Here is a 24,118-nt window from a genome sequence, read left to right on the forward strand (position 1 = left end):
GGCGGTCACTCCCGCCGTACCGCGCGGTTGACCTTGGCTTGCAGCGCTCGCCGGGCGATCGGCCCCAGGTCGTCGACGATCTCCAGTAGCAGCGCGAGCTGGTCGAGCGCGGCCAACGCCTGGTCGGCGCCCGCCCGGTCCACCCCCTCGTAGAGCTCCAGCCCGATGAACGCGGCCGACACCGCGCGGGCCAGGCCGGGCACGTCGGCCACCTCGACGAACGGTGACCCGGCGAGCAGCCTGCGCAGGACCGCCTCGATCTCGTCCACCCAGAGCTGGAGCGCCGCGGCCGTCGGAGCGGCCATCCGCTGGTCCGCCTGCGCCCCGGCCAGCATCTGGGCCAGAACGGTGACGTTGCCGAGCTGGCGTTCCTCGTCGTGCAGCGCCCGCCCGACGGCGAGCAGCTCGCGCAGCGACCCGGCCGAGGCCAACCGTGGCGACCAGTGCTGGACCCGCGCGGCCGTGCTGGTCCGGCAGGCCGCCGCGAGCAGGTCGTCGACAGTGCCGAAGTGGTAGAAGACGAGCGCCTGGTTCACCCCGGCGGCGGCGGCGATGGTACGGGCGGAGACGCCGGCGATGCCGTGCTCCCGGATGGCGGCGATGGTGCCGTCGAGGAGGCGTTGTTTGGTGTCGGACATGGCTCTCCTCGCGGGCGGGCCGGGTGCGGCGGTGCGATCATCGCATCGGTGACCAGTTGGGCGAGCCAGGCGAGGCCGGGCAGTCGTAGGGTCCAGCCCAGCACCGCCCAGCCGAGATGGACGTGTTCGAGTCCGCGGGCGACGGCGGCCACCCCCCGTTCCACGTGACCGTCGCCGCCCACGTACTCCGCCCGCCACAGCACGTGCTCGTGCTCCCGAGCGGGCCGGATCCGCAGCCCGACCGGGTGCCGGCGGGCCAGCATCCGCCAGGTGGCCGCGCAGGGCCCGCAGTCGTCGTCCAGCCAGAGCGCCGCCGGTGGCCCGACCGAGTACGGCCGCCAGCGAGGCCACCAGTCGCGCACCTGCTCCCGGTACGACCGCCAGGAGTCGCCGTGGCGCACCCGTAGATCGTGCTGCTCGTGCGGCCCGGCCACCGCCGCCCCGAATGCTCCCGTCGACAGTGCCGTCAGGGCCAGGGTGACGCTCCGGGTGGCCACGGCGGTGCACAGCAGCACCACCACCGCGCTGAGCTGCATCGGGTTGGCCAGGTAGGCGTACGGGCCGGTGGTGACCAGGCGACGCGGCGGGTCCCACGGGTACGGCGTGCCACCGCCCCGGACGGCGAACTCGGCGACGGCAGCCAACGCCGGCGTGGCCGCCAGCAGGGTCAGTTGCGCCACCACCAGCAGCCCGGTGCGGTTCAGCCCGGTCAGCCCCGCCCACGACCCGTCGCCGAACTCGAAGGCCAGGGTGGGCACGAACCAGAGCAGCAGGGCGGCGAACACGCCGACCTGCAGGAGCGTCCGCGTGCCGAGGTGCCGGCGATCGGCGCAGAATCGACCGAGCAGTTGGGCGGGTAGGGCCACCACGAGCAGCCCGATCACCTCCCCGACGAGCCAGTGCGGCCCGAGGTGGACCAGCGGGTGCAGCGCCGGCATCGCGACCGCGTCGACCCAGAGCAGCAGACCCAGCGCGACCGGCAGCGGCAGCACCCGGCGCAGCAGCACCGGCAACGGACCCCAGAGGACGGCCCAGCCGATCCACAGGTCCACCGGCATCCCCCGGAACGCGCCGTCGACCGGCGCGAACGCGTACCAGCCGGTCCGGCGGGCGACCTCGTGCAGCGCGGCGATGCCGATCCCGGCGGCGACGAACGCCAACAGCCCCGCGGCCCGCGAGGCCCGGTCCCGCACCCGGCCACCGACGGCGAGCACGGCGACAAGCGGCAGCGCCAGGCTCAGCCAGCGGGCGACTGTCACTCCAACGCCAGCATGTCGAGCAGGTGCCCGGCCCCGGCGCCGAGCAGCACCTGCTGCACCGGCCCGAAGTACCAGGACGGGTCCAGGCCCCGGGCGTAGTCGACCCGGACCCGCACCTCGGTGTGCCCCGGATCGATCGCCCGCCAACGCAGCTCCGCGTGCCGCCAGGTGAACCAGCGCGCGGTGATGGAGCTGTCCTCGACGAAGCGGAAGCCGATCCGCCCCGGTGCGACGTCGTCCACCTCGGCGAGCAGGTGGCCCCCGGGGCCGTGCGCGCTGCCGTGGTAGCCGAACATCCACCTGTCGCCGAGGTTGAGCCCGTCGCCACTGACCTGCCCCGGAGTGGGTACGCCCAGCAGCCGCAGCGGCGCGGAACGGACGGCGGTCGGGCGGGGGCCGGCGGCGAGGTGCTCGGCCACCCGGTCGATGGGGAGCCCGACGACCCTGGTCACCTCCACCGTCTGCTCGGGGTCGACCCGGCCGGCGATGCCGCTGCCTTCCAGACCCGGCAGGAGCAGCAGCGGCACGGCCGCGAACACGTACGGCCGGTTGGCCTTCCGGAGAGCGTGGATCAGCGCGGTGGTGCCGTGCGCCACGGCGTAGACGAGCGGGGCGGCGAGGAGGACGCAGATCGCACCCTCGTGCAGCATCACCGCCGCCAGCAGCAGGGCCATCGTGGTGGCCGTGAAGACCCTGCCGTGGGTCGTCTGGCGGGGGGTGAGCGCGAGGGCGGCGGCCAGCAGCACCGGGAGCGCCACGAAGAGTGCGGCGCTGTCGGCCCGGCCCTGATTGACCACCCCGATGAAGACGACCAGCCCGAAGAGCGTGATCAAGCCGGCCAGGACCCAGTTGGCGGCCGTCCGCTCGGCCGGCTCTTCCTCGTCGTCGTGGATCATGTGTGACCTCCCCGTTTGAGCGTTCGCTCAAACGGAGCATACGACTGTTTGAGCGAACGCTCAAACAGGTTGTCGGGCAGAGGCGGGCACGGTGCGGGTGACGACGACGGCGCTCACCGTCACGTCGGCGACACGTGCCGACGCGAGGGAAACCGCGGGAAGGGTCGCGCAGCCGGGACCGGTCAGGCGGTCGCGGCGGCGCGGGTCCGGCGATGCCGGCCGTACCAGGCGATACCGATGGCCACGCCAACCCCGACCCCCAGGGCCGCGGCGGCCACCGGGACGGCGGGTCGTTCCCGCAGGCGGCGGCCCAGCGGGATCGGGTGCCGGAACTCCAGCACCGGCCAGGCGTTCTCCGCGGCCAGCTTGCGCAACTGCCGGTCCGGGTTGACCACACTCGGGTGACCGACACACTCCAACAGCGGACGATCGCTGTACGAGTCGGAGTAGGCGTACGAGTCGGCCAGGTCGTAACCCCGGGCGGCGGCCAACTCGCCGACCGCCTCGACCTTGCTCGGACCGGCCGCGTAGAACTCGACCTCGCCGCTGTACCGGCCGTCCCGAACCGTCATCCGGGTGGCGATCACGTCGGTGACCCCGAGCAGCTCGCCGATCGGCCGGACCATCTCCTCGCCCGACGCCGACACCAGCACCACGTCCCGCCCGGCGGCCTGGTGCTCCGCGATCAGGACAGCGGCTTCGGCGTACACGTAGGGGTTGATCAGCTCATGCAGCGTCTCCGCGACGATCTGGCGGACCTGCTCCACCTGCCAGCCCTTGCAGAGCGCAGCCAGGTAGTCCCGTGTTCGGGCCATGGTCTGCTCGTCGGTGCCGCCCAGCCGGAACATCAGCTGCGCGTACGCCGACTTGACCACGTCCCGCCGGGTGATCAGCCCGTCCCGGTAGAACGGCCGACCGAACGCCAGGGCGCTCGACTTGGCGATGACGGTCTTGTCCAGATCGAAGAAAGCGGCACTTCGGCCCACGGCGCGAAAGTCTAGCCGGATGGTCTATCGTCGGCGGGTGCCCGGGGTCAGGCCACCCGTCAGACCTGCGGGCTGACACCACAAATCCCGCTCTGCGTGATCACGCTCACACTCCGCAAGGAGATTTTCGCACTGAGTGGGGTCGGCACCACTCGACGTGACGGGTCCGCTCAGGCAGACTTGTCCGTACGACGAGCTTTCACATCCCCGAAACAGGCAAAGACCCTCAGCGGTTGCACCCCCCGTGGCCGCTGAGTGGTTCGGCTCGACCCCCCCGGAGCCGAACCTTCGACGACCCCCGTCTCCCCCCGACGGGGGTCGTCCCTTTCTGGGGAGCGCTCCCGGCCAGGTGATGGTGTGTCTCCCGGGTCAGCCGGGCGAGGCGACGGGCGGAAAGTCAGCGAATAGGCAGCGAAGGCCGGCCGGAACCGTCGGCGTGGGCCGGTCCAGCGCCGTCGACGCCTTCTCGCGCCCAACCACCTGCTGCACTACGTTGACCGGCACTCCGTCCGTCACCAGTTGCTGAAATTCTGTCCACCGCTCTGCGTTGGCCATCTGGCTCGATCGCGGGCAGCGTTGCCCCCCTCCGCCCGGCGTGGCCTGGGGGCGCGGGGAGTGTGCGCGCGGCGGCGGGAGCAGTAGCCGGAGTGATCAATCGCAGCCCGGTGCGCTGCACGAAGATCTCTCGCCGTTCGACGGCGTTGCCCGCGCGGTCGATCGAGTAGCCGGTGAGCCAGACCCAGCCGTCGTACGTCGGCCGGTCGCAGACTTTGATGACTCGAAAGATCAGCGAGCGATCCCCGCCGAACTGCACCGACGCACCGCTGCCGATGTGCAGAACGTCGCCCGGCTTCGGATCCATCACCGCCCGCCCTCGATCAGTGGATGGGCACCGGAGCAGGCGGGCTGTGGCCACGGCCGACACCGCGAATCGCCTGCCTGCACCTGCTCCGGTGCCCTGTTCAGGACGCAGCCGCTACAGATCGGCGCAGGCACGAGCGACGTGGTGTCGTTTTTGACGCATGCATCTCAACGGTCAGTACATGCACAATTGCGGTGGGTGAGGCATCCATGGTGGAGATAGAACACCCGGTTGTGGAGACCGATCGAGGACCGAATCAGCACCTCTGGCGGACCTCGGGCGGACACCATGAGGACCTGCGTTGTGTTCAGGACCTCGCGCAGGTGAGCGTGGAGATAGCCCATCAGGAAGGCGTCGACGATGGCCCGAGACCGCCACGATCCCCGCACCGTCCTGGAGTACCTGATCCAGTGCAGCGACCGTACGTACGAGGAACTGGCCGACGAGTTCAGCCGCATGGACTCCCGCGCGGCGATCAGCGCGCGGCACCTCGGGCGGTTGGCCCGTGGCGAGCGGGACCTGGCCTCATCAAACCCCGCCACCCGGCGGGCGTTACAGGCCATGTTCGGCAGGCCGGTCGATGAGTTGCAGCGCCCCTGGGCATCCCACCAGTTCACCCCTGCGCCGGCCCGACACGTCATCGTCGAGCCCACCGGCGCCGGCCCGGAAAGGAACCTCCTCGCCATGGCCGCACAACGTGCCCGCCAGTACGCAATGCTCGCCGCCGAAGCCACTTCCCCGGCAGCCATCGACCAGCTCACCGAGGACGTTCAGCGCCTCGCCCTGGCCTACCCGCAGCGACCGGTCAGCCAGATCCTGCCGGACCTGGCCGAAACTCAGGACACCCTGTTCACGCTGCTCGAACGTCGCCAACAGCCGACCCAGTCGCGTGACCTGCACTTCCTCGCCGGCATCACGAGCGGCCTACTCGCCAAGGTCTCGCACGACATGGCCGACCCCCACTCGGCCATGCTGCAAGCCCGAACCGCCGTCCTCTGCGCCGACCAGTCCGGTCACTCCGGGCTGCAAGCCTGGCTCCGCGGACTTCAATCGCTGGTCGCCTACTGGGCCGGCCGGTATGCCGAGGCCGTCCGTTACGCCGAGGCGGGACGCGAGTATGCGACCCAAGCAGGCGGCACTTCCGCCGTCTGGTTGCCCGTCAGCGCTGCACGCGCCTACGCCGCACTCGGGAACGCGGAACAGGCCAAGGCCGCCATCACGGAGGCGGAGAGCACCTGGTCCCGGGTGCGCCCCGACGAGATGGACGAGATCGGCGGCATCTGCACCTTCAACCAGCCCCGCACGCTCTACTACGCCAGCGACGCCCTCGCCTGGCTGCCCGGGGAAGCCCAGGCCACCGAGCGCTACGCCCTGCGTGCCGTCCAGGCATACTCCGACCGCTACGACCCGGCGTGGGCCTTCGGCGACCAGGCCGGCTCCCACACGAACCTCGCCATTGCCCGCGTCGCCAGCGGAGAGCTCGACGCCGCCACTGATGCCCTCGTCCCTGTGCTCGATCTTCCCGCCGATCAGCGCATCAATGGCGTCATCCACTCGGTCCGTCGTGTCCACCAGGCCATCACGCGTGCCGGCCACGCCAATGACGCCCGTGACCTCATCGATGGCATCGAGCACTTCACGCACACGCCTGCCAACGCCCTTCCTCGATAAGGCACCATCAGCACATGTACCCGATTGCCATCTCCGGCCGCGTCATCACTCTTCGCGAACTGCGACCCGATGACGCGGCCGACGCTTTGGCGATCGTTGGAGACGACCGGGTCACGCAGTGGCTCTCGTTCGACAGCCGCGACCAGGCCGCCACTGTCGCCATGGTTGAGGGAGCGGTAAGCCGTGCGCAGCTCCACCCGCGCACTGAGTACTACCTAGCCGTCGCTGACAACTCAGATCGGATGATCGGCTTCGCCCGCCTCGGACTCACTGGGCACCAGGCCGCCAAGCTCGGTTACGCCATCGGAGCGGAACACTGGGGCCACGGCTACGCCACCGATGCAGGCCGCACCATCGTCGACTACGGCTTTCGAGAGCTGAAGCTTCACCGCGTCACCGCAGCCATCGGCCCCGACAACGCCGCATCCATCGCCATTGCCCAGCAGCTCGGCATGCAGTACGAAGGCCGGCTACGCGACCACGTCTTCACCAACGGCGCCTGGCGCGACTCCCAGCTCTACTCGATCCTCGCCCCAGAGTGGAACGACACCGCCGGCTGAGTGGACCAGGTCGCTCAGTACGAGCGCGAGCAGTTCTGATCATCGCGGCGGTACGATCGCCGCCATGCGCGAGGCCGACACGCCGCCGCAGGAACCCGCCGACCATCTTCGCGCCCGCGCCGAACTCACACCTCGCCAGCAGGCGGCTGCAATCCGAGCCGCGGCCGCCGAGGTGCGCTGGCGTGTGCAGGAGTGGCGCCACTCGCCCGGCTGGCAAGACACACCGACGAACGCATACCGGTATCAGGTGACCGTGGTCGCAGTGGCGGCGTTTGACGCACTGCCCGAGCCGGCAACTGACCAGGAACTCCGGGCTGGTCGATGCCGTCCGACCCCTACTTGCTGAGTGGCGATCGAGTCGGCCTGGCCCTGAACAGCAGATCTTTGTCGCGTCGAACGACTCCACAAAGCGTGCGGTTAGCACCGAACGCGCTGAGTTTCTGTAGGTCTTCAAGGCGGCCCGAGGCGGGCCGCACGCGCCGCCGCCTGGGCGCCCGTCCGTCGCTCCGCTGGCGCTCCGACTCCGCCACGCAACACGCCCGGCGGCTGGCGCGGAAAGCGGGAAGCCCAAGGGGCCGCCGCAGAACGACAGGCCGTTGACCGGAGGGATGGTGGGCCGGCAGCCGGCGGGGCCGCGCGGCGATGAGCCCGCGCGGTGTAGGGGAGCGCGCGCCGGCCGCGTCGGCGAGCCGGCGGAGGTTGCGGGGTCGCGGTTAGAGCGCCTCCGGCGGGGGCGCTCCGGCTCCAGGATGACCGGGGCTTCGCCGGCAGGTCACGGTCCGTGGGTGGTTGCGGAAGGGCATCGGGAGAATGCCCGATGCCTGCGGGGCTCGATAGGGTGGCATGATCCATTACGCTGGCCGCCATGGTAGATCCATTGACTGTAGCCACGGAGATGATCCGCGCAAACAAGGTCCTCCGCTCTCTGGCTGGCCAAGAAATTGACACCATCACGATCAATTCGCTCGATGCAGAAGACGCGCCCTTCTTGGCGCTGGTAATCTCGAAGCTCTCCCCCATGATCGGCAACCTGCTAGAGCGCAAGATCATCCACATTCTCGATCGGGAGGTGGATCATGGCATGCGTTGGGTGCGGCAGGATCCTGGATTTCCCGATGCCTTGCTAGTCGACGGCCTAGGAAACAGCGCCGAAGCTGGGTACGAGGTTAAGGCCTGGTATGCGCTGTCCACTGAATTAACCGGTCGTTTCAGGGAGTCGCTAAATCTACTGGCCCCTCGAAATGTTCGGGTAGTTATTGTTGCATGGTGCATGAGTCACGTTGTCTACGGGGTTCCGCAGATTATCGACGTAATGACCGTCGGTGGTGCAGAGGTGGCCTCCAGTCGAGATGTCCACTACTGGAATCCGCCGTCCTACCTCACTGTCGAGCCGGGTGATACCACTCTTCGCACGCGTAACCTGCAGCAAACCAATGTTAACGGGTATCGGCTCCAAGACGTGACGGACACCCAGGAAATAGAGGCGCTTGCACTCGTAGCGGAAAGGGGTGGACGCAGGCTCCTACCCTCGTCGCCAGACGCGCAACTATTGGCGCAGCAACTAATGGCCAACTACCCGTACCGCCTGGATACCAACTTCGCCAAGATTGACCGCGTTGACAATCCAAATATCGAACAATTTAAAGCCGACGTGCTTAATCGGCGCATGCGGGACAAGACGATGAAACAATGGGTGCAACTATTGAAGGGTCTGAGCTCCGAAAGAGCAAGCGTGCGCGAGCACTGCGAAGAAGTCATGAAGGCTATCTACGACGGGCTCTGATCAAACCTCGATAGGCGGAAAAAGGGCCTCCTCGCCGCTGGCGAGACGAACGGCCGCTTCGAGGCGCTCTGCGGCTAGCTCCCCGAAGTGCGGATCGATCTCTGCAGCATATCCATGCCGCCCGAGTTCGGCAGCAGCGACAGTCGCTGAGCAGAGGCCGCCGAAAGGTTCCCAAACTACGTCTTCAGGGCTAGTGCAGGCGTTGATGATTCTCCTCATGAAGGCGAGCGGCTTCTGATTTAGGTGGGAGCTAGCGAGCTTCGTCGGCTTGTAGACGCGGGGAGCTGCGCGCTTCATTGATCCCTTGAATCGCTCGGCTCCTCGCAACGCCGGCAGGTCCCAAACGTTGGTCACGCCATGCTCGTGGTTCCAGACGGAACGCAGCTGGCTCCACTCCTTGGCAGTCACTGGATCTACTCCGTTCAAGGAGTAGTAGGGGCGACCTTCGGGGCGGCCGTACTCGTTCGCGTAGACGACCAGCTTCTCCATAATCTCGGCGGGGGGCCAGTACCACAACCACCCTTGATCGAAGTACTTGCGAGTCGCTGCATCCTTTACGCCGCAGGCCTCGTTTGCCCTCTTTGCCGGAAGGCCGCTTCGCTTCCACTCAGCCACGAGCCACTTCTTGGCGTGGACCAGGTCGTCGCCGCCGGGCGTTAGGGGGAACCTCGGCTCTCGGGTATAGAAGACGCAGACCTCGGTGACTACGGGGAACCGCCGGATCGTCTTTCCGTTCACATTGCCGGCAACGTGCCCAACGCCCTTGTTCCAGATGTTAACGAACTCGTACTTCCAGCCATTTTCGATTAGGACGGGGTGGACGTGCGCCCAGCCCACCTCAGTATTCCAAAACCACAGCGTCGTGGCCATCGATGCCCTGCGACTCCACGCCTCGATATGCGGTCGATACCAGTCGGCCAGCGAGGCAGGCGTGCGAGGGTCACCCGGGAATCCGCCAACCCCATACGCGCCATCGCTAACGATGGTGGAGGGCGTCGGCCACTGCTCGTAGATTGAAAGAACATCTCCCGTATTGAGCGTGTACCTGCCCGGTTCTGTCACGCTGACCTCCTCGCGGCATGTTGGTTGTAGCGGCTGACGGTACCTGCCGGGTCCCTAGTGGCTGAGAGGGCCAGCAGGTGACACGAAGAGTGAACTAGCGACTTCGCTAGGTTGCAGGGCTTGCGAACTTGCTGGCTCCGCGGCTGCGTTGGTGGCATCGATGACACGCTACTTAGCAAGTCCTCTCAGCGTGTTCACCACGCCGCGTTCGACCGTCACTAGGTCGCTCGGTCGGCTGGCCACCGCAGTGGGCTCGGGCTTCGTCTCCGTTACCCGCACGAAGATGTGACCCGTGCTGCTGCGGTTGAGCACCTCCGTTACCTCAAGCCGTCGGTCGTAGCCCGCGATCTTGAGGGAGCCGTCCTCGTAGAGCAGCACCCACATGCCGTTAGGTAGCACGACGCGTTGGGCCGGACGATGTGCACCCTTCGCCATGTCAGCTCCTTGTACATAGCCACAGCAGCTATGGACAAAAATATTGGATTGAGCGGTCACGGGCAAGTCTGCGTTGAGGTCGACGCCCTGGCCTGCGGCTTGCTCAACGGCATGCGGCCGGTGCAGCGAAAGGGGGAGCGGGTCCGCCGGCTGTCAACCGGATGAGGTCGCGAAGCTGCGTGACGACGCCAGACGAGGCCACAGGGCATTGGGCGAGGCGTCAGGTGTCGAGGCAGCGAGAAGGCAGCACCAGAGTTGGTGCGGGCTGGACCTGGGCGTCAACCAACGAGGCCCGGCACCTGCTCGTCGACGCGGGTTGCCATCAGCTGGCAGCAGTCAACAAGCCGAAACCGCATCCCTCCGACGGGGGTCGTCCCTTTCCGGTGAGCGCTCCCGGCCAGGTGAATGCGGGTGTCCCGGGTCGGCCGAGCGAGGCGGCGGGGAAAATCAGCGAGGATTGGCCGGACCCGCCCATCTGGTCCGGCCACGCCGCCATCCATCGGCCCGGCGCTACCTCGGTGACCCACTAACCAGAGAGGTAGATGGTCACGGGACCGCACCGTCGGGCGGGAACTTGCTCGCGCGTACCAAAATTTGCGCCTGCGGACCACGGCGGCCGGACGGATCAAGCCGAATTCCCTCGACCCAGATCCACTCAACCTCTGGGGGACGGTGAGCCACCAGCCGAATACCGGTCACCCACAGCGTCACCGACCCGTCCGATGGCAGAAGTCGATCGGCCGTGTCGATCTCCAGTACCGCGCCGAGTCGTATCCGAACGTCAAACACCGCGTCTCCTCATCACCGGCGCCACGTTGCGAGGCGGTGCGCTGTCGGTCTTGCCCGGCTGGATCTGAAGGCCGGCGATCTGCACGAAGACCTCCCGCCGGGCCAGCGCCTTGCCGCTCGATGGATTGATGGAGTAACCGGTGAGCCATACCCAGCCGTGATACGTCGGCTTGTCGCAGACCGAGGTCACCCGCAGCCACAGCGCTCGATCGCCGCCGAACTGCACCGACGTCCGGCCGTCGATCAGCACCAGGTCGCCCGGAACGGGGACACCCGGCCGGCGCGGCGTCGGTGTGCGAAGCGCCGAGGCGGGCGGGCCATCCACGAGCCGTCGATCGTGGCGCGGCCCCACACCACTTCGACCCGCCTCCGAAGAACGATGACCGCTGATATGCACGTTCCCGATCGTCTGGCTGCCCCTCGCCGTCGCCAGCGCCGCAAACGGCACACCGTTCGCGGCGGCGAAGGTGGCAGGCGTAGGCCGCGACACCGAGCGCCGCGGCCCCACTGATCCTCGACGTCGGCTGGACCGACCAGCTCGGCCGACCGGCGACCGCGGGGCCGCTCCCGAACGGAGCGTCCCCGTCGCCGTCTCGAGCAGATTCGTGCGGTGGCGGACAGGCCGCGCGCGTAGCAGATCAACTGTCGCGGCGGGCGTTGTCCACAGCCCCCGAGGTTGTCCACAGATGGGCGCGGTCGGGCGGCCTGCCGTGCGGTTTCCGAGCAAGGTCGGCGACATACCAGAGCCCGACCGCTGGAGGCCGCGATGCCATCCCGTACCTCGGTTCCGCCGATCCGCCCGCTCCCGCTGGTGGTCACCGGCGACGACGATCTGCTCGATGATCTGCTCCGGCTCGCCGCCGCTGGCGGGACCGAGGTGGAGTTGGCCCGCGACCCGGCCGCCGCCCGTACTCGTTGGCAGCCCGCTCCGTTGGTGTTGCTCGGCGCCGATCAGGCGCAGTCGTGTCTGCGTGCCCGGTTGCCGCAGCGGTCCCGGCTGGTGCTGGTCGGCCGGGTCGGTCAGCTCGACCCCGGCTGGCAGACCGCCGAACTGATCGGGGCCGAGCACGTCGCCATCCTGCCCACCGCGGAGCCGTGGCTGGTGGATCGGTTCGCCGAACAAGGTCCGGACCGCCCGAACGGTGTCGGCGCCCGGATCGTCGCGGTGTTCGGCGGCCGGGGCGGCGCCGGGGCGAGCGTGCTCGCTGGTGGCCTCGCCGTGACTGCCGCTCGAGCCCGGTTGCGCACGCTGCTTGTCGACGCTGACCCGCTCGGGGGTGGCCTCGACCTCGTGCTGGGCTGGGAGCAGTTGGAGGGGCTGCGCTGGCCGTCACTCACCAGCGCCGACGGGCGCGTGGACGCCCCGGCGTTGGTGCAGGCCCTGCCCAACCGGGGTGACCTGGTGGTGCTCTCCTGGGACCGCGGCGAGATGCTGGCGCTGCCGGCGGCGGCGATGGCGGCGACCATCGACGCCGCCCGGCGCGGTCGGGACTTCGTGGTGGCCGATGTCCCCCGACAGTTGGACGACGCCGCGGTGGTGGCGTTGCAGGCGGCTGACCAAGCGTTCGTCGTCGTCCCCGCCGAGTTGCGTGCCACCGCCGCGGCCGCTCGGGTGGTGGCCGCGGCTGCCCCGCACTGCGCCGCGCTCTCGGTGGTGGTGCGCGGACCCGCTCCCGGCCGACTTCGTGCCACCGAGGTGGCACGGGCTCTGGGCCTGCCGTTGGCTGGCGCGCTGCGCCCCGAGCCGGGGCTGTGCCGCGGACTGGAACGAGGCGAGGCGCCGGCCGCTGCGGGGAAAGGCCCGCTGGCCGCACTCTGCCAGCGGATCGTCACCGACCTCACCGGTGTCCCGGCGACGGGTGCGGCATGACCGGCCGGTCGCAGGACGGCACCCTGGCCGCCCGGGTGCGGCAACGGATCGCCGCTGCCACCACCCCGGTGACGGCGGCGGCGATCGTCTCCGCGGTACGGGCCGAGCCAACCGCTGCGGTGCTCGGCGACAACGCCGTGCTGCGGATCGCCGACCGGGTGCACGACGATCTCGTGGGTGCCGGGCCGTTGGCCCCACTGCTCGCCGACCCGGAGGTCACCGACGTCCTCGTCAACGGGACCCGGGTCTGGGTCGATCGTGGTTCGGGGTTGCAGCAGGTCGCGGTCCCGTTCGGCTCGATCGAGGACGTCCGCCGGTTGGCGCAGCGCCTGATCGCCAGCGCCGGCCGTCGGCTCGATGACGGCTCCCCGTACGCCGACGCCCGGCTCCCCGACGGCACCCGACTGCACGCCGTGCTGCCACCCGTCGCGACCGAGGGTCCCTACCTGTCCCTGCGGACCTTCCGGCACCGGCCGTTCAGTCTCGACGAACTGGTCCGCCACGGGACCGTGCCTCGACCGGTGGCGCCGCTGCTCGCGGCCATCGTGGCTGCCCGTCTGGCGTACCTGGTCAGCGGGGGAACCGGGTCGGGCAAGACGACCCTGCTCAACACGCTGTTGGGGATGGTGCCAGCCACCGAGCGGATCGTGCTTGTGGAAGACGCCGCCGAGCTGCGTCCGGGGCACCCACACGTGGTCGGGCTTCAGGCGCGTACCGCCAATGTGGAGGGATCGGGCACCGTCAGCCTCGGGGACCTGGTCCGGCAGGCGTTGCGGATGCGTCCGGACCGCCTGGTGGTCGGGGAGTGCCGCGGCGGGGAGGTGGTCGACCTGCTTGCGGCGCTCAACACCGGCCACGACGGGGGAGCTGGCACCTTGCACGCCAACTCCCCGTCCGACGTACCCGCCCGGCTGGAGGCGCTGGGCATGCTGGGTGGCCTGCCGCGCGCCGCGCTGCACGCCCAGGTGGCCGCCGCGTTGCAGGTGCTGTTCCAGGTGCGGCGCGGCGACCGGGGACGCGTTCTGGAGTCGATCTGCCTGCTCCTGCCCGACGGACCGGAACGGTTGGTCACCGTGGTGCCCGCCTGGGTACGCGGCAGTGGTCTCGGGTTGGCTGCCCGCGCGCTGGGGGCGCTGCTCCGCGAACGCGGGGTAGCGGTGCCGCCGATCCTCAGCGAGCCGTGGCCGGGTTCGGCAGGCCCGGCATGACCGGCGCGACGGTGCTGGTGGGGACGTTGCTGCTGGTCGCCGCGGTCCTGGTGGCATGGCCCGTGCACAGCATCCGGGCCCGCCGACGTCGGGTGTTGACGACGGGACGGCGAAGCGGCGGCACCGATCCCAACGACGCGCTCGTGGAGTGGATCCGGGAACTCGGCCGCACGCCGGACGGCCCGGTCGACGGGCCGGGCGACCCGCTGACCCCGGGTGGCCCGGTCAGCGTTCCGTGCCGGCCGAGGACCAGTGCGAGTCGGGGCGGGAGGCCTACCGCGCTCGGCTGGCCCAGCCGGGACGTCACCGGCAGCGCGGTCCGGCCCGGGGCGACGGGCGGGTCGTTGGGCAGCGCCCGTCCCGTCGGCCCGACACGTCCCCCAACCCGTCGGGATCCCCGACGTCCGGCCGGCGCAACTGGGCACGAGGCCAGGATTCCGGACGCCGAAGGGCGGGGTGGCACATCCGTGGCCGAGATGACGATCGGCGGCGGCGAGGCGGGGTTAAGCCGTCCGGACGGCGGTTCCGACGCGGCGACGACAGGTGGGTGTGGCGACCTGGCGGACATTCCGGGCGCTGCGTTGGCCAAGAAAGGCGGGGGTGTCGTCCGCCGGGCCGACCGGTTCGTCGGGTCGGCCGATGTCTCGACCGTGGCGGCGCGGGGACGGGTTCGGTGGTCGTCGAGGCGGATGTTGCCGCTGTTCGGGCTGCTGGTTGGTGGTGTCGGTGCCGTGGTCGGCGGCCCGGTCGCAGCGGTCGCGTTGGGTGGGTACGCCGCGCTGACCGGGCGGGCGGTGCTGCGCTGGCGAGTGAACCGGGGTGCCGAGCGACGGCGGCGACGTGGGCTGGACCAACTGTGTGGCCTCGCGGCGGACCTCCGGGCCGGTCTGCCCGTGCAGCATGCGATCGAGGCCGCCACCGATGGGTGGGACGGGTCCGAGCGGCTGCGTCAGCTGACGGCGGCTGCGGTGCGGCTGGCCGACCGAACCGGCGCGCCGCTGGCGGACCTCGTCGAGCGGATCGAGGCCGACGCTCGGGCGACCGACCGAGGGCTGGCTGCCGCGGCGGCCCAGGCGGCCGGTGCCCGGGCCACAGCCTGGTTGTTGGCCGCGTTGCCGGTGGGCGGGATTCTGCTCGGGTACGGGATCGGCGTCGACCCGGTGGCGGTGCTGCTGCACAGCAGGGTCGGCGGCGTCTGTGCGGTTGTCGCGGTTGCCCTGCAGGTCGTGGGCCTCCTCTGGACGGAACGGCTGGGCGCGACGCCGGGGCGGGCCGGATGATGTCGCGAGGTCTGACAAGCCGGCGCGGCCCCGGCGGTGGGTGGCGGCCGGACGCGATCCGCCTCGCCGCGGCGCTGGGTGGGCTGGCCGTCGCCGTGGTCGCCGAGGGCTGGCTGGGGCTGCTCGGTGCGGTCCCGACCGCGTGGCTGTTGGACTCTCTGCTGCGGCGGATCGAGTCACCGGGCGTGCGCACGCGGCGGCTTCAGGAGGCCGCTGACCTACCGCTCGCGGTCGACCTGCTGGCAGCCGCGATGCGGGCGGGCGCTCCGGTGGATCGCTCGGTGCTGGCCGTCGCCGAGGCTCTGGACGGACCGCTCGCGGCGCGCCTGGCCCGGGTCGGCCGCACGTTGCTGCTCGGCGGTGGCCCGGCGGAGGCGTGGTCCGCGCTGGACGGAGTGCCCGGCGCGGAGCGGTTGACCGCAGCGGCGTTGCGCTCGGCCAACAGCGGCGCGGCCCTGGCCGGCGCACTGACCCGGCTCGCCGACGACCTTCGTGCCGACCGGGCGACCGCTGCCGAGGCGTCAGCCCGTCGGGCGGGCGTGCTCATCGTCCTGCCGCTGGGGCTCTGCTTCCTGCCGGCGTTCATTCTCGCCGGCCTGGTGCCGGTGATCGTCGCCGTTCTCGGCGACGTGCTCTGACCCATCGAGAAGGGAAACAGCCATGCGCAAACTCATCGCCCGCCTGCGCGGCGACGCCGGAATGAACACGGCCGAGTACGCCGTCGGCACGCTCGCCGCGGTCGCCTTCGCCGGGATCCTGTTGAAGGTGCTGACGTCCGGCAACGTCCAGTCGGCGCTGACCGCCGTCATCGACCGGGCGCTGAAGTGATCGGGCGCCGGCAGGCTGGCCGCGATCGGAGGCCGGGCAGTCCCGAGCGAGCGCTCGGCGGGCGGCGAGTGCGTGTCGTCGAGTGGGTCGCCGACGGGGATCGAGGGTCCTTCACCGCCGAACTGGCGGCCGGCCTGCCGGCGCTGTTGCTGTTCCTGCTGACCGGCCTCACCGCCGTCAATGCGGTAAGCGCCCAGGCCGGCTGCCTGCACGCGGCCCGGGAAGCGGCGCTGGCCGCCGCCCGCGGCGCGGACGGCAGCGCCGAAGGTGAGCGTGCCGCACCGCCGGGGGCGGAGGTGTCGGTGTCCGTCGACGGTGACCGAGTTCGGGCGACGGTACGCGCGCCCGTCCGGGCGCTGGGCGGCCGGCTCCCCCGGATCACCGTGGTCGCCACCGCTGTCGCCGCCGTGGAGCCCGGCGCTGCCGAGAGGAGTTGATGGTGCGACGGACTCACGGCCCGGACTCCGAGCGACTCGAGGACGACCCGCCGGACGCGCAGCGCGGTGGTGCGACCGTCCTGGTGCTGGCGATCGGACTGGTCTTCCTGGTGGTCGGCACCTTCGGCGCCGCCGTTGCCGCAGCTCAGCTAGCGGATCAGCGGGCGGCGGTGGCAGCCGATCTTGGCGCGCTGGCGGGAGCCGCCCACCCCCTCGACGGCGAGGTGATGGCCTGCGCGTTCGCGGGCGACGTCGCCAGTCGCAACGCGGGTCGGATGGTCGGCTGTCGCCTTGACGGACTCGACGTACTGGTGACCGTCGAGGTGGCGTTCACGCCACTCCCTGGGCTGACCCGGGCCGCCACATCGACGGCCCGCGCCGGCCTGGTGCGCGGTTGATCGGCAGCGGCCTGCTGGCCGGGATCAGGGCGGAGAGCCGTGTCCCGGTCAGCGGCCGAGCAGCGGGTGGGCCGAGGGTGTCAGCGAGCCTGGAGCGCGTCGAGGGCGACGGCCATGGCGATGACCAGGCGACGGTCGATCTGCGGGTGCTGCACCTCGACGATGTACTTGTCGCGCAGGCCCCACTTCTTGACCACGGTGAAGACCGGCTGGCCGCCGGCGGTGAAGTCGAAGTGGTACGGCAGCCACGACAGGGAGTCGACGAACCGGCGCAGCAGTGCCACGGGCAGGCTGCGCTCCTGGCCCGTCACCTGCGGCAGGCCGGCCTGCTCGACGTGCCACGTCGACCGGAGCAGGGACTGGGCGAAGTCCTTGCGGAACAGGCCGATCGCATTACCGGCGGCGTCGGTGACGTCGTACGTGGCACCGAGGTCGATGCGCTGGCGAGCCTTGAAACCGAGCAGAGGCTGCTGCTTCGAGTCGTCCGTGTAGATCGTCACCTGCTCCTTGAAGGCGAGCCGCTTCTGCTGCGCGAACGCGATCAGCTCACCCTCGGTGCCGTCGGGAGAGACCGAACGGACCTCGTACTGGTTGACCATCATGCGCAGCCGCTGCCGGACATGGAACTGGTGCTGACTCTGCAAGTTGTCGAACTGCATCTGAGCTCCTCAGGAGGTTGGTCCGCCGGAGTCTCGCACAGCCCGACAACTGTCTTGTTCCTCGCCATCGACGATCGCAGAATGCCGGGTAGTCGGCGGGGGTCGCCGAACGACGACCCCAACATCCCGGTGCCCGTGCGGTGAAAGGGGTGGGTCAGCGTGCGTCGGTGGTGGTCGCGGCGCGCACCGCCCAGGTGTTGAGGACCTGGTGGATGACGCGCAGGCGTTCGTTGATCTGGTCCAGGCGTTCGGCCTGAGCCAGGTTGGCCAGCGCGGACCCGAGCGCGATCTGCTGGTCGAGGGTGAGTTGATCCTGGTCGATGCTGTAGAGCAGGTCGACGGTCTCGGCGATGGTGTCGGCCACGGCTTCTCCTCGGGCACAGGGGGGGCGATCAGCAACAGAGAGATCGATGGAAGCGCTCCCACACATTGTGCCCAGCGTCATGCCGATTCATGCAAGTCGCTCATTCGGGCAGGTTCGCCAACACCACGTCGAGCACCCGGATCGCGTCCGGCTTGGAGAGCGGATTGTTGCCGTTGCCGCACTTCGGCGACTGCACGCAGGACGGGCAACCGGTCTCGCAACCGCACTCGGCGATCGCGTCCCGGGTGGCCCGCAACCACGCCGACGCCGTGCCGTACGCCCGCTCGGCGAACCCCGCGCCACCCGGGTGCCCGTCGTAGACGAAGACGGTTGGCGCCTCGGTGTCCGGGTGCACGGCGGTGGAGAGCCCGCCGATGTCCCACCTGTCGCAGGTGGCCATCAGCGGCAGCAGGCCGATCGCCGCGTGTTCGGCGGCGTGCAGCGCACCTGGCACGTCGGCGGGTTGCACCCCGGCGAGAGTCAACGACTGCGGCGACAGGGTGAACCAGACCGCCACCGTGCGCAGCTCCCGGGTGGGCAGGTCGAGTGGTCGGGTGTCGATCACCTCGCCGGTGGCGATCCGTCGCCGCTGGTACGACACGACCTGACTGGTCACGTCCACCTCGCCGAGGAACATGCCGACCGGCCCGGCGTCCACGTACGAGCGCACCGACACCACGGACACGTCGGTGACGTCGCGGGCGTGGGTGGACCAGTCCGGCTCCTCGGCGTGCACCAGTGCGCAACCGTCGGCGAGGTCGAGGTCGTCGACCACGTACGAGACGCCCTGGTGCAGATAGACCGCGCCGGAGTGCAGCAGGAAGTGCGAGGAGCCGCCGTCGACGGTCCCGAGCAGCCGACCGGTCGACGACTCCACCACGCACACCGGGGCGCCGCCCTCACCGCGCAGGTCCACCTCGGGCCGCTCCCGGTGCCGCCAGTACCAGCCGGTCGGCCGCTGCCGCAGCGCCCCGGCGGCCACCAGCTGGTCGACGGCCTCTTTAGCCCCGTCACCGAAGAGCACCAGGTCGGCGGGGGTGAGCGGCGCCTCGACCGCGGCGCAGGCGAGCTGCGGCGCCAGCACGTACGGATTGGCCGGGTCGAGCACTGTCGCCTCCACCGGGGCGCCGAAGATCGCCTCGGGGTGGTGCACCAGGTAGGTGTCCAGTGGGTCGTCCCGGGCCACCAGCACGGCGAGGGCCTCCTGCCCGGAGCGCCCGGCGCGGCCCGCCTGCTGCCACAGCGACGCCCGGGTGCCGGGGTAGCCGCAGATCAGCACCGCGTCCAGCCCGACCAGGTCCACGCCCAGCTCCAACGCGTTGGTGGAGGCCAGGCCGAGCAGGTCGCCGTGCAGCAGCGCCCGCTCCAGCTCGCGCCGCTCCTCGCGCAGGTAGCCACCCCGGTAGGCGGCCACCCGGTCGCCGAGCCCCGGCACCGCGTCGTCCAGTGCTCGACGCGCGTTGGCCGCCACCACCTCGGCGCCCTTGCGGGAGCGGACGAACGCGAGGGTGCGTACCCCCTCGGCGACCGTGTCGGCGAGCAGGTCCGCGGTCTCGCGCAGCGCCGACCGGCGGACCTGACGAAGGTCGTCGTGCTCGCCGGTCGCCTGTGGGGGCACCGGGCCGGAGGAGCCCGAGTCGGGTGGCAGCAGCGGCGGCTCCCAGAGCGCGAAGGTCACCCCACCGCGCGGCGACGCGTCCTCGGTGACCGCGGTCACCGGCAGGCCGATCAGCCGCCCGGCGGCGGTCGCCGGGTCGCCGGAGGTCGCCGAGGCGAGGACGAACACCGGGGTGGCCCCGAACCGGGCGCACTGCCGGCGGAGCCGACGCAGCACGTGCGCCACGTGTGAGCCGAACACCCCCCGGTAGGTGTGGCACTCGTCGATCACCACGTACGCGAGTCGGCGTAGGAAACCGGACCACTGGGCATGACCGGGCAGGATGCCGTGGTGCAGCATGTCGGGGTTGGTCAGCACGAACCGGGAGTGCCGGCGGATCCACTCCCGCTCGGCGCGCGGCGTGTCCCCGTCGTAGCAGGCCGGGCGTACCCCTTCCAGCTCCAGTGCCGCGACGGCCCGTAGCTGGTCGGCGGCGAGCGCCTTGGTCGGCGCGAGGTAGAGCACGGTGGCCCGAGGGTCGGCGAGCAGGGTGGCCAGCGCCGGGAGCTGGTACGCCAGTGACTTGCCCGACGCGGTGCCGGTGGCGACGATCACGTGCTGACCCTCGTACGCCAGGGTGGCCGCCTCGGCCTGGTGCTGCCAGGGCGCGGTCACGCCGCGCCCGGCGAACGCCGCCCGCAGTTCCTCCGGTGCCCACGACGGCCAGGGCGCGGGCACCCCGGCGCGGGCCGGCACCCGCTCGACGTGGGTGACCGGGTCGCCGGCGCCCCGGGCGCGGAGCCGGCGCAGCAGGTCGACCGGCGCTGGCCCGGGGCCGGGACCAGCGGATACGGTGGCCGCGGACGACGACTCCAGGTCGTGGCGCGGCGTGCCGCGCGCGGAGCTGAAGTCGTTGGAGGTCACGCCCTGCACTCTCGCACTGGTGTTCGGAGATGAAAAGTCGGACACCGGGGTAAGGGGAAGCCTCCGCTGGCGTCCGCAGGCCGCCCCGGCGGTAGTGGTTAGATGCCCACGAGAGTTTACGGCTCTGGCGAGGAGGACCGATGGAGCTGTCGCTGGCGACCCGCACCGAGGGCGAGCACACGGTGCTCGAGGTCGGTGGTGAGGTGGACGTCTACACCGCGCCCCGGCTCCGTGAACGACTCCTCGAGTTGATCGATGGTGGCGCCCGGCACGTGGTGGTCGATCTCGACCGGGTGGACTTCCTCGACTCCACCGGCCTGGGTGTGCTGGTCGGCGCGCTCAAGCGGCTCCGCGTGGCCGGCGGTTCGTTCGCCCTGGTCTGTGACAAGGAGCCCCTGCTCAAGATCTTCCGGATCACCGCACTGGACCAGGTGTTCCCGTTGCACCCGACGGTCGACGCGGCGATCAGCGCCGACTCGGCGGGCGCCGGCGCGTGATGGCGACCGTCAAGCTCTCGTTCTCCCCCGCCCCGGTGCACGTGCGCACCGCCCGGCTGGTCGGCGTGGCCGTCGCGCGCCGCGCCGGGGTCCGGGAGGACCTGCTGGACGAGGTACGCCTGGCCATCGGTGAGGCGTGCACCCGCGCGGTGGCCCTGCACCGGCAGTACGGTCTTGCCGACCCGGTGCTCGTGGAGATGTCCGACGGCGGTTCGTACGCGGTGCGGGTGGTGGACCGGGCGCCGATCGAGGCGGGCATCGGCCTGACCGCGCTGCCGCCGGACGCGTTGGCCAACGAGTCGCTCACCGATGAGGCGCTGACCACCGGCGTCGGGTTCGCGCTGCTCGCCGGTTTCGTCGAGGACCTGCAGGTGCGCCCGGTCGACGAGGGCATCGGCACCGAGGTGCGGATGGTGTGGCCGGTCGGCCGCTGACCCAGTTCCGCTGCGTAGGCCGTGTCCCCTGCTGGGGATGCGGCCTTCTTCGCATGGACCGGTTCCTATATCAGACTTCGTTTCATAACACAGCGACGAAGATCATCGCGACACGGTGGCACCTGCGTGTGACCTCCGACACTGCGGAGGGCTACAGTACCCGGGTTGTCAGCAAGTGATCCATCCCGCAGCCAGCGGGTATGGGTGGTCATCGCTGGTCCGCTGGGGTTGGCGCTCGCTTGCGAAGTCCGCATCCAGGCGTCGGTCAGTGCGTCTCCACTCACCGGCGCGATTGTTCGGTAACAGGAGGACACAGATGTCCGAGACCTTGGCCGCCGACGGCGGCGGGCTTTCCCTTACCGGAAGCAATGTCACCTACGTCGTCATCGCCGCGGTCGTCGCGCTGGTGGCACTCGGTTTCGCTGCCGCCCTGACGAAAACGGTGCTGGCCGCTGGTAGGGGCACCGAGAAAATGCAGGAGATCTCGGGGGCGGTCCAGGAGGGCGCCTCGGCCTACCTGCTCCGTCAATTCCGCACCCTGGCGATCTTCGTCGTCGTCGCCGTCGTGCTGCTCTTCCTGCTTCCGGTGCACGACACTGATGGCAGTGAGCTCGCGGTAAAGATCGGCCGCTCCCTCTTCTTCGTGGTGGGCGCCCTGTTCAGCGCGTTCATCGGCGGCGCCGGCATGTGGTTGGCCACCCGCGCCAACCTGCGCGTGGCCGCCGCCGCGAGGGAGCGAGCAGGTGGCCGCGAAGCCGCCATGAAGATCGCTTTCCGGACCGGTGGCGTCGTCGGCTTCCTCACCGTCGGCCTGGGACTCTTCGGCGCCGCGCTCGTCGTCCTCGTCTACCGGGGTGACGCGCCCACCGTGTTGGAGGGCTTCGGCTTCGGCGCCGCGCTGCTCGCGATGTTCATGCGGGTCGGCGGCGGCATCTTCACCAAGGCCGCCGACGTCGGCGCCGACCTGGTCGGCAAGGTCGAGCAGGGCATCCCCGAGGACGACCCGCGCAACGCCGCCACCATCGCCGACAACGTGGGCGACAACGTCGGTGACTGCGCCGGCATGGCCGCCGACCTGTTCGAGTCGTACGCGGTGACGCTCGTCGCCGCGCTGATCCTCGGCCGCGCCGCCTTCGGCGAGCAGGGCCTGGTCTTCCCGCTGATCATCTCCACCATCGGCGTGCTGATCGCGATCGTCGGCGTCTTCATCACCCGGCTGCGCGCGTCCGACCGCAACGCCCTGACCGCGATCAACCGGGCCTTCTACCTGTCGGCGGCGCTCTCCGCGGTGCTGGTGGCGATTGCCGCCTACGCGTACCTGCCGGCGACCTTCGGCGAGTTCGACAGCGGCCTCACCGACGCCCCGGGCAACCCGCGGCTGGTGGCCATCGGCGCGGTCGTGATCGGCATCGTGCTGGCCGGCGCGATCCAGGCGTTGACCGGCTATTTCACCGAGACCAACAGGCGGCCGGTGCAGGACATCGGCAAGAGCTCGCAGACCGGTGCGGCGACCGTGATCCTGGCCGGAATCAGCATCGGGCTGGAGTCGGCGGTCTACTCGGCGCTGCTGATCGGCGCCGGCGTCTTCGGCGCCTTCCTCCTCGGCGGCAGCTCCATCACGCTGTCGCTGTTCGCGGTGGCACTGGCCGGCACCGGCCTGCTCACCACGGTCGGCGTGATCGTCGCGATGGACACCTTCGGGCCGATCTCCGACAACGCCCAGGGCATCGCCGAGATGTCCGGCGACATCGACGAGCACGGCGCTCGCACGCTGACCGAGCTGGACGCGGTCGGCAACACCACCAAGGCGATCACCAAGGGCATCGCGATCGCCACGGCGGTGCTCGCCGCGACCGCGCTGTTCGGCTCGTACACCGACTCGCTCAGCAGCGCGTACGCGACGGCTGGCGTGGGCGACGTCGGCAACGAGATCCTCAACGCGCTGAACGTGGCGAACCCGCGCAACCTGGTCGGCCTGATCATCGGCGCGGCGGTGGTCTTCCTCTTCTCCGGGCTGGCCATCAACGCGGTGTCCCGCTCGGCCGGCGCCGTGGTGATGGAGGTCCGCCGGCAGTTCCGTGAGCTGCCCGGCATCATGGACGGCACCCAGCGCCCGGAGTACGGCAAGGTCGTCGACATCTGCACCCGGGACGCGCAGCGCGAGCTGATGACCCCCGGCCTGCTCGCCATCCTGGCGCCGATCGCGGTCGGCTTCGGCCTCGGGCCCGGTGCGCTCGCGGCGTACCTGGCCGGTGCGATCGGTGCCGGCACCCTGATGGCGGTGTTCCTGTCCAACTCCGGTGGGGCCTGGGACAACGCCAAGAAGCTGGTCGAGGACGGCGCGTACGGCGGCAAGGGCTCCGAGGCGCACGCCGCCACAGTCATCGGCGACACCGTCGGTGACCCGTTCAAGGACACCGCCGGCCCGGCGATCAACCCGCTGATCAAGGTGATGAACCTGGTCTCGCTGCTGATCGCGCCCGCCGTGGTGGCTTGGAGCGTCGGCGAAGACCGCAACGTCGGCCTGCGGGTCGGCATCGCCCTGGTCGCGACGCTGATCATCGTGGCGTCGGTGGTGTTCAGCAAGCGCAAGGGCATCGCGATGTCCGATTCGGACGCCGATGGCAACACCGGCGCGGGCAGCACCGATCACCGCCCGGAGACGGTCAACGCCTGACCCA

26 protein-coding genes are annotated in these 24,118 nt (G+C 70.4%); 14 read left to right on the forward strand and 12 right to left on the reverse strand.

The features are described from left to right. Window positions 1-5: 5 nt before the first annotated feature. The 5 genes from ACFYPM_RS01245 to ACFYPM_RS01265 form a co-directional block, all read right to left on the reverse strand. Window positions 6-638 (reverse strand): TetR/AcrR family transcriptional regulator, encoded by a 633-nt coding sequence (locus tag ACFYPM_RS01245; protein ID WP_387189929.1) that lies wholly within the window; start codon window positions 636-638, stop codon window positions 6-8. Next, window positions 533-1,897 carry a methyltransferase gene (locus ACFYPM_RS01250; protein WP_387189931.1) on the reverse strand — a complete coding sequence of 455 codons (1,365 nt, stop codon included), beginning with the start codon at window positions 1,895-1,897 and terminating at the stop codon, window positions 533-535. The genes ACFYPM_RS01245 and ACFYPM_RS01250 overlap by 106 nt, the downstream gene beginning before the upstream one ends. Next, entirely contained in the window at window positions 1,894-2,793 is a 900-nt protein-coding gene (locus ACFYPM_RS01255; protein WP_387189933.1) for a hypothetical protein, read from the reverse strand. The genes ACFYPM_RS01250 and ACFYPM_RS01255 overlap by 4 nt, the downstream gene beginning before the upstream one ends. Window positions 2,794-2,975: 182 nt before the next feature. Continuing rightward, a complete protein-coding gene (locus tag ACFYPM_RS01260; RefSeq protein ID WP_387189935.1) occupies window positions 2,976-3,779 on the reverse strand; it encodes an HAD family hydrolase in 804 nt (267 codons plus the stop codon). 397 nt (window positions 3,780-4,176) lie between these two features. Further along, window positions 4,177-4,641: a hypothetical protein gene (locus ACFYPM_RS01265; RefSeq protein ID WP_387189937.1), complete on the reverse strand. Its 465-nt coding sequence runs from the start codon at window positions 4,639-4,641 to the stop codon at window positions 4,177-4,179. A gap of 360 nt (window positions 4,642-5,001) precedes the next feature. Between ACFYPM_RS01265 and ACFYPM_RS01270 the strand changes: the two genes are divergently transcribed. The 4 genes from ACFYPM_RS01270 (at window position 5,002) to ACFYPM_RS01285 (ending at window position 8,655) form a co-directional block, all read left to right on the forward strand. Further along, window positions 5,002-6,312: a hypothetical protein gene (locus ACFYPM_RS01270; RefSeq protein WP_387189939.1), complete on the forward strand. Its 1,311-nt coding sequence runs from the start codon at window positions 5,002-5,004 to the stop codon at window positions 6,310-6,312. Between the two features lie 14 nt (window positions 6,313-6,326). Then, window positions 6,327-6,872, forward strand: a complete 546-nt coding sequence (locus ACFYPM_RS01275) for a GNAT family N-acetyltransferase (protein WP_387189941.1) — start codon at window positions 6,327-6,329, stop codon at window positions 6,870-6,872. Between the two features lie 64 nt (window positions 6,873-6,936). Further along, a complete protein-coding gene (locus ACFYPM_RS01280; protein ID WP_387189942.1) occupies window positions 6,937-7,218 on the forward strand; it encodes a hypothetical protein in 282 nt (93 codons plus the stop codon). A 519-nt stretch (window positions 7,219-7,737) separates the two neighbouring features. Beyond that, window positions 7,738-8,655, forward strand: a complete 918-nt coding sequence (locus tag ACFYPM_RS01285) for a hypothetical protein (RefSeq protein ID WP_387189944.1) — start codon at window positions 7,738-7,740, stop codon at window positions 8,653-8,655. Here the strand turns inward: ACFYPM_RS01285 and ACFYPM_RS01290 are convergent, their stop codons facing one another. The 4 genes from ACFYPM_RS01290 to ACFYPM_RS01305 form a co-directional block, all read right to left on the reverse strand. Next, window positions 8,656-9,717, reverse strand: coding sequence for a DNA methyltransferase (locus ACFYPM_RS01290; RefSeq protein ID WP_387189947.1), 1,062 nt, complete (start codon window positions 9,715-9,717; stop codon window positions 8,656-8,658). Between the two features lie 168 nt (window positions 9,718-9,885). Then, window positions 9,886-10,152 (reverse strand): hypothetical protein, encoded by a 267-nt coding sequence (locus ACFYPM_RS01295; RefSeq protein WP_387189949.1) that lies wholly within the window; start codon window positions 10,150-10,152, stop codon window positions 9,886-9,888. A 546-nt stretch (window positions 10,153-10,698) separates the two neighbouring features. Beyond that, a complete protein-coding gene (locus tag ACFYPM_RS01300; RefSeq protein ID WP_387189951.1) occupies window positions 10,699-10,941 on the reverse strand; it encodes a hypothetical protein in 243 nt (80 codons plus the stop codon). Continuing rightward, entirely contained in the window at window positions 10,934-11,191 is a 258-nt protein-coding gene (locus ACFYPM_RS01305; protein WP_387189954.1) for a hypothetical protein, read from the reverse strand. The genes ACFYPM_RS01300 and ACFYPM_RS01305 overlap by 8 nt, the downstream gene beginning before the upstream one ends. A gap of 516 nt (window positions 11,192-11,707) precedes the next feature. On the opposite strand from ACFYPM_RS01305, the gene ssd reads away from it, so the two are divergent. The 7 genes from ssd to ACFYPM_RS01340 all read left to right on the forward strand — a co-directional run bounded on the left by ssd (window position 11,708) and on the right by ACFYPM_RS01340 (window position 16,962). Next, entirely contained in the window at window positions 11,708-12,811 is a 1,104-nt protein-coding gene (ssd, locus tag ACFYPM_RS01310) for a septum site-determining protein Ssd (protein WP_387189957.1), read from the forward strand. Further along, window positions 12,808-14,019, forward strand: a complete 1,212-nt coding sequence (locus ACFYPM_RS01315; RefSeq protein WP_387189960.1) for a TadA family conjugal transfer-associated ATPase — start codon at window positions 12,808-12,810, stop codon at window positions 14,017-14,019. The genes ssd and ACFYPM_RS01315 overlap by 4 nt, the downstream gene beginning before the upstream one ends. Further along, window positions 14,016-15,299 (forward strand): hypothetical protein, encoded by a 1,284-nt coding sequence (locus tag ACFYPM_RS01320; protein WP_387189963.1) that lies wholly within the window; start codon window positions 14,016-14,018, stop codon window positions 15,297-15,299. Before ACFYPM_RS01315 ends, ACFYPM_RS01320 begins: the two co-directional genes overlap by 4 nt. Then, a complete protein-coding gene (locus ACFYPM_RS01325; protein WP_387189966.1) occupies window positions 15,296-15,937 on the forward strand; it encodes a type II secretion system F family protein in 642 nt (213 codons plus the stop codon). The genes ACFYPM_RS01320 and ACFYPM_RS01325 overlap by 4 nt, the downstream gene beginning before the upstream one ends. 22 nt (window positions 15,938-15,959) lie before the next feature. Further along, complete coding sequence (locus ACFYPM_RS01330) at window positions 15,960-16,127, forward strand: DUF4244 domain-containing protein (protein ID WP_081883916.1); 168 nt, start codon at window positions 15,960-15,962, stop codon at window positions 16,125-16,127. A 68-nt stretch (window positions 16,128-16,195) separates the two neighbouring features. Beyond that, a complete protein-coding gene (locus ACFYPM_RS01335; RefSeq protein ID WP_387189969.1) occupies window positions 16,196-16,564 on the forward strand; it encodes a TadE family type IV pilus minor pilin in 369 nt (122 codons plus the stop codon). Next, window positions 16,564-16,962, forward strand: coding sequence for an Rv3654c family TadE-like protein (locus ACFYPM_RS01340; RefSeq protein ID WP_387189972.1), 399 nt, complete (start codon window positions 16,564-16,566; stop codon window positions 16,960-16,962). Before ACFYPM_RS01335 ends, ACFYPM_RS01340 begins: the two co-directional genes overlap by 1 nt. A gap of 80 nt (window positions 16,963-17,042) precedes the next feature. Here ACFYPM_RS01340 and ACFYPM_RS01345 read toward each other — a convergent pair whose 3' ends face one another. From ACFYPM_RS01345 to ACFYPM_RS01355, 3 genes are all read right to left on the reverse strand, one after another. Then, window positions 17,043-17,621 carry a hypothetical protein gene (locus tag ACFYPM_RS01345; protein ID WP_357372828.1) on the reverse strand — a complete coding sequence of 193 codons (579 nt, stop codon included), beginning with the start codon at window positions 17,619-17,621 and terminating at the stop codon, window positions 17,043-17,045. Between the two features lie 154 nt (window positions 17,622-17,775). Then, a complete protein-coding gene (locus ACFYPM_RS01350; protein WP_387189975.1) occupies window positions 17,776-17,985 on the reverse strand; it encodes a hypothetical protein in 210 nt (69 codons plus the stop codon). 100 nt (window positions 17,986-18,085) lie between these two features. Then, window positions 18,086-20,458 (reverse strand): DEAD/DEAH box helicase, encoded by a 2,373-nt coding sequence (locus ACFYPM_RS01355; protein ID WP_387191410.1) that lies wholly within the window; start codon window positions 20,456-20,458, stop codon window positions 18,086-18,088. Window positions 20,459-20,646: 188 nt separating this feature from the next. On the opposite strand from ACFYPM_RS01355, the gene ACFYPM_RS01360 reads away from it, so the two are divergent. The 3 genes from ACFYPM_RS01360 (at window position 20,647) to ACFYPM_RS01370 (ending at window position 24,114) form a co-directional block, all read left to right on the forward strand. Continuing rightward, window positions 20,647-21,003: an STAS domain-containing protein gene (locus ACFYPM_RS01360; RefSeq protein ID WP_387189978.1), complete on the forward strand. Its 357-nt coding sequence runs from the start codon at window positions 20,647-20,649 to the stop codon at window positions 21,001-21,003. Beyond that, the gene (locus ACFYPM_RS01365) at window positions 21,000-21,437 is read left to right on the forward strand and encodes an ATP-binding protein (RefSeq protein ID WP_387189981.1); all 438 of its coding nucleotides are present in this window, start codon (window positions 21,000-21,002) and stop codon (window positions 21,435-21,437) included. Before ACFYPM_RS01360 ends, ACFYPM_RS01365 begins: the two co-directional genes overlap by 4 nt. Window positions 21,438-21,753: 316 nt before the next feature. Beyond that, window positions 21,754-24,114 carry a sodium-translocating pyrophosphatase gene (locus ACFYPM_RS01370; protein ID WP_387189984.1) on the forward strand — a complete coding sequence of 787 codons (2,361 nt, stop codon included), beginning with the start codon at window positions 21,754-21,756 and terminating at the stop codon, window positions 24,112-24,114. The last annotated feature ends 4 nt before the right edge of the window (window positions 24,115-24,118 follow it).

The sequence above is a fragment of the Micromonospora sp. NPDC005203 genome, from assembly GCF_042872705.1.
Classification (GTDB): Bacteria; Actinomycetota; Actinomycetes; order Mycobacteriales; family Micromonosporaceae; genus Micromonospora.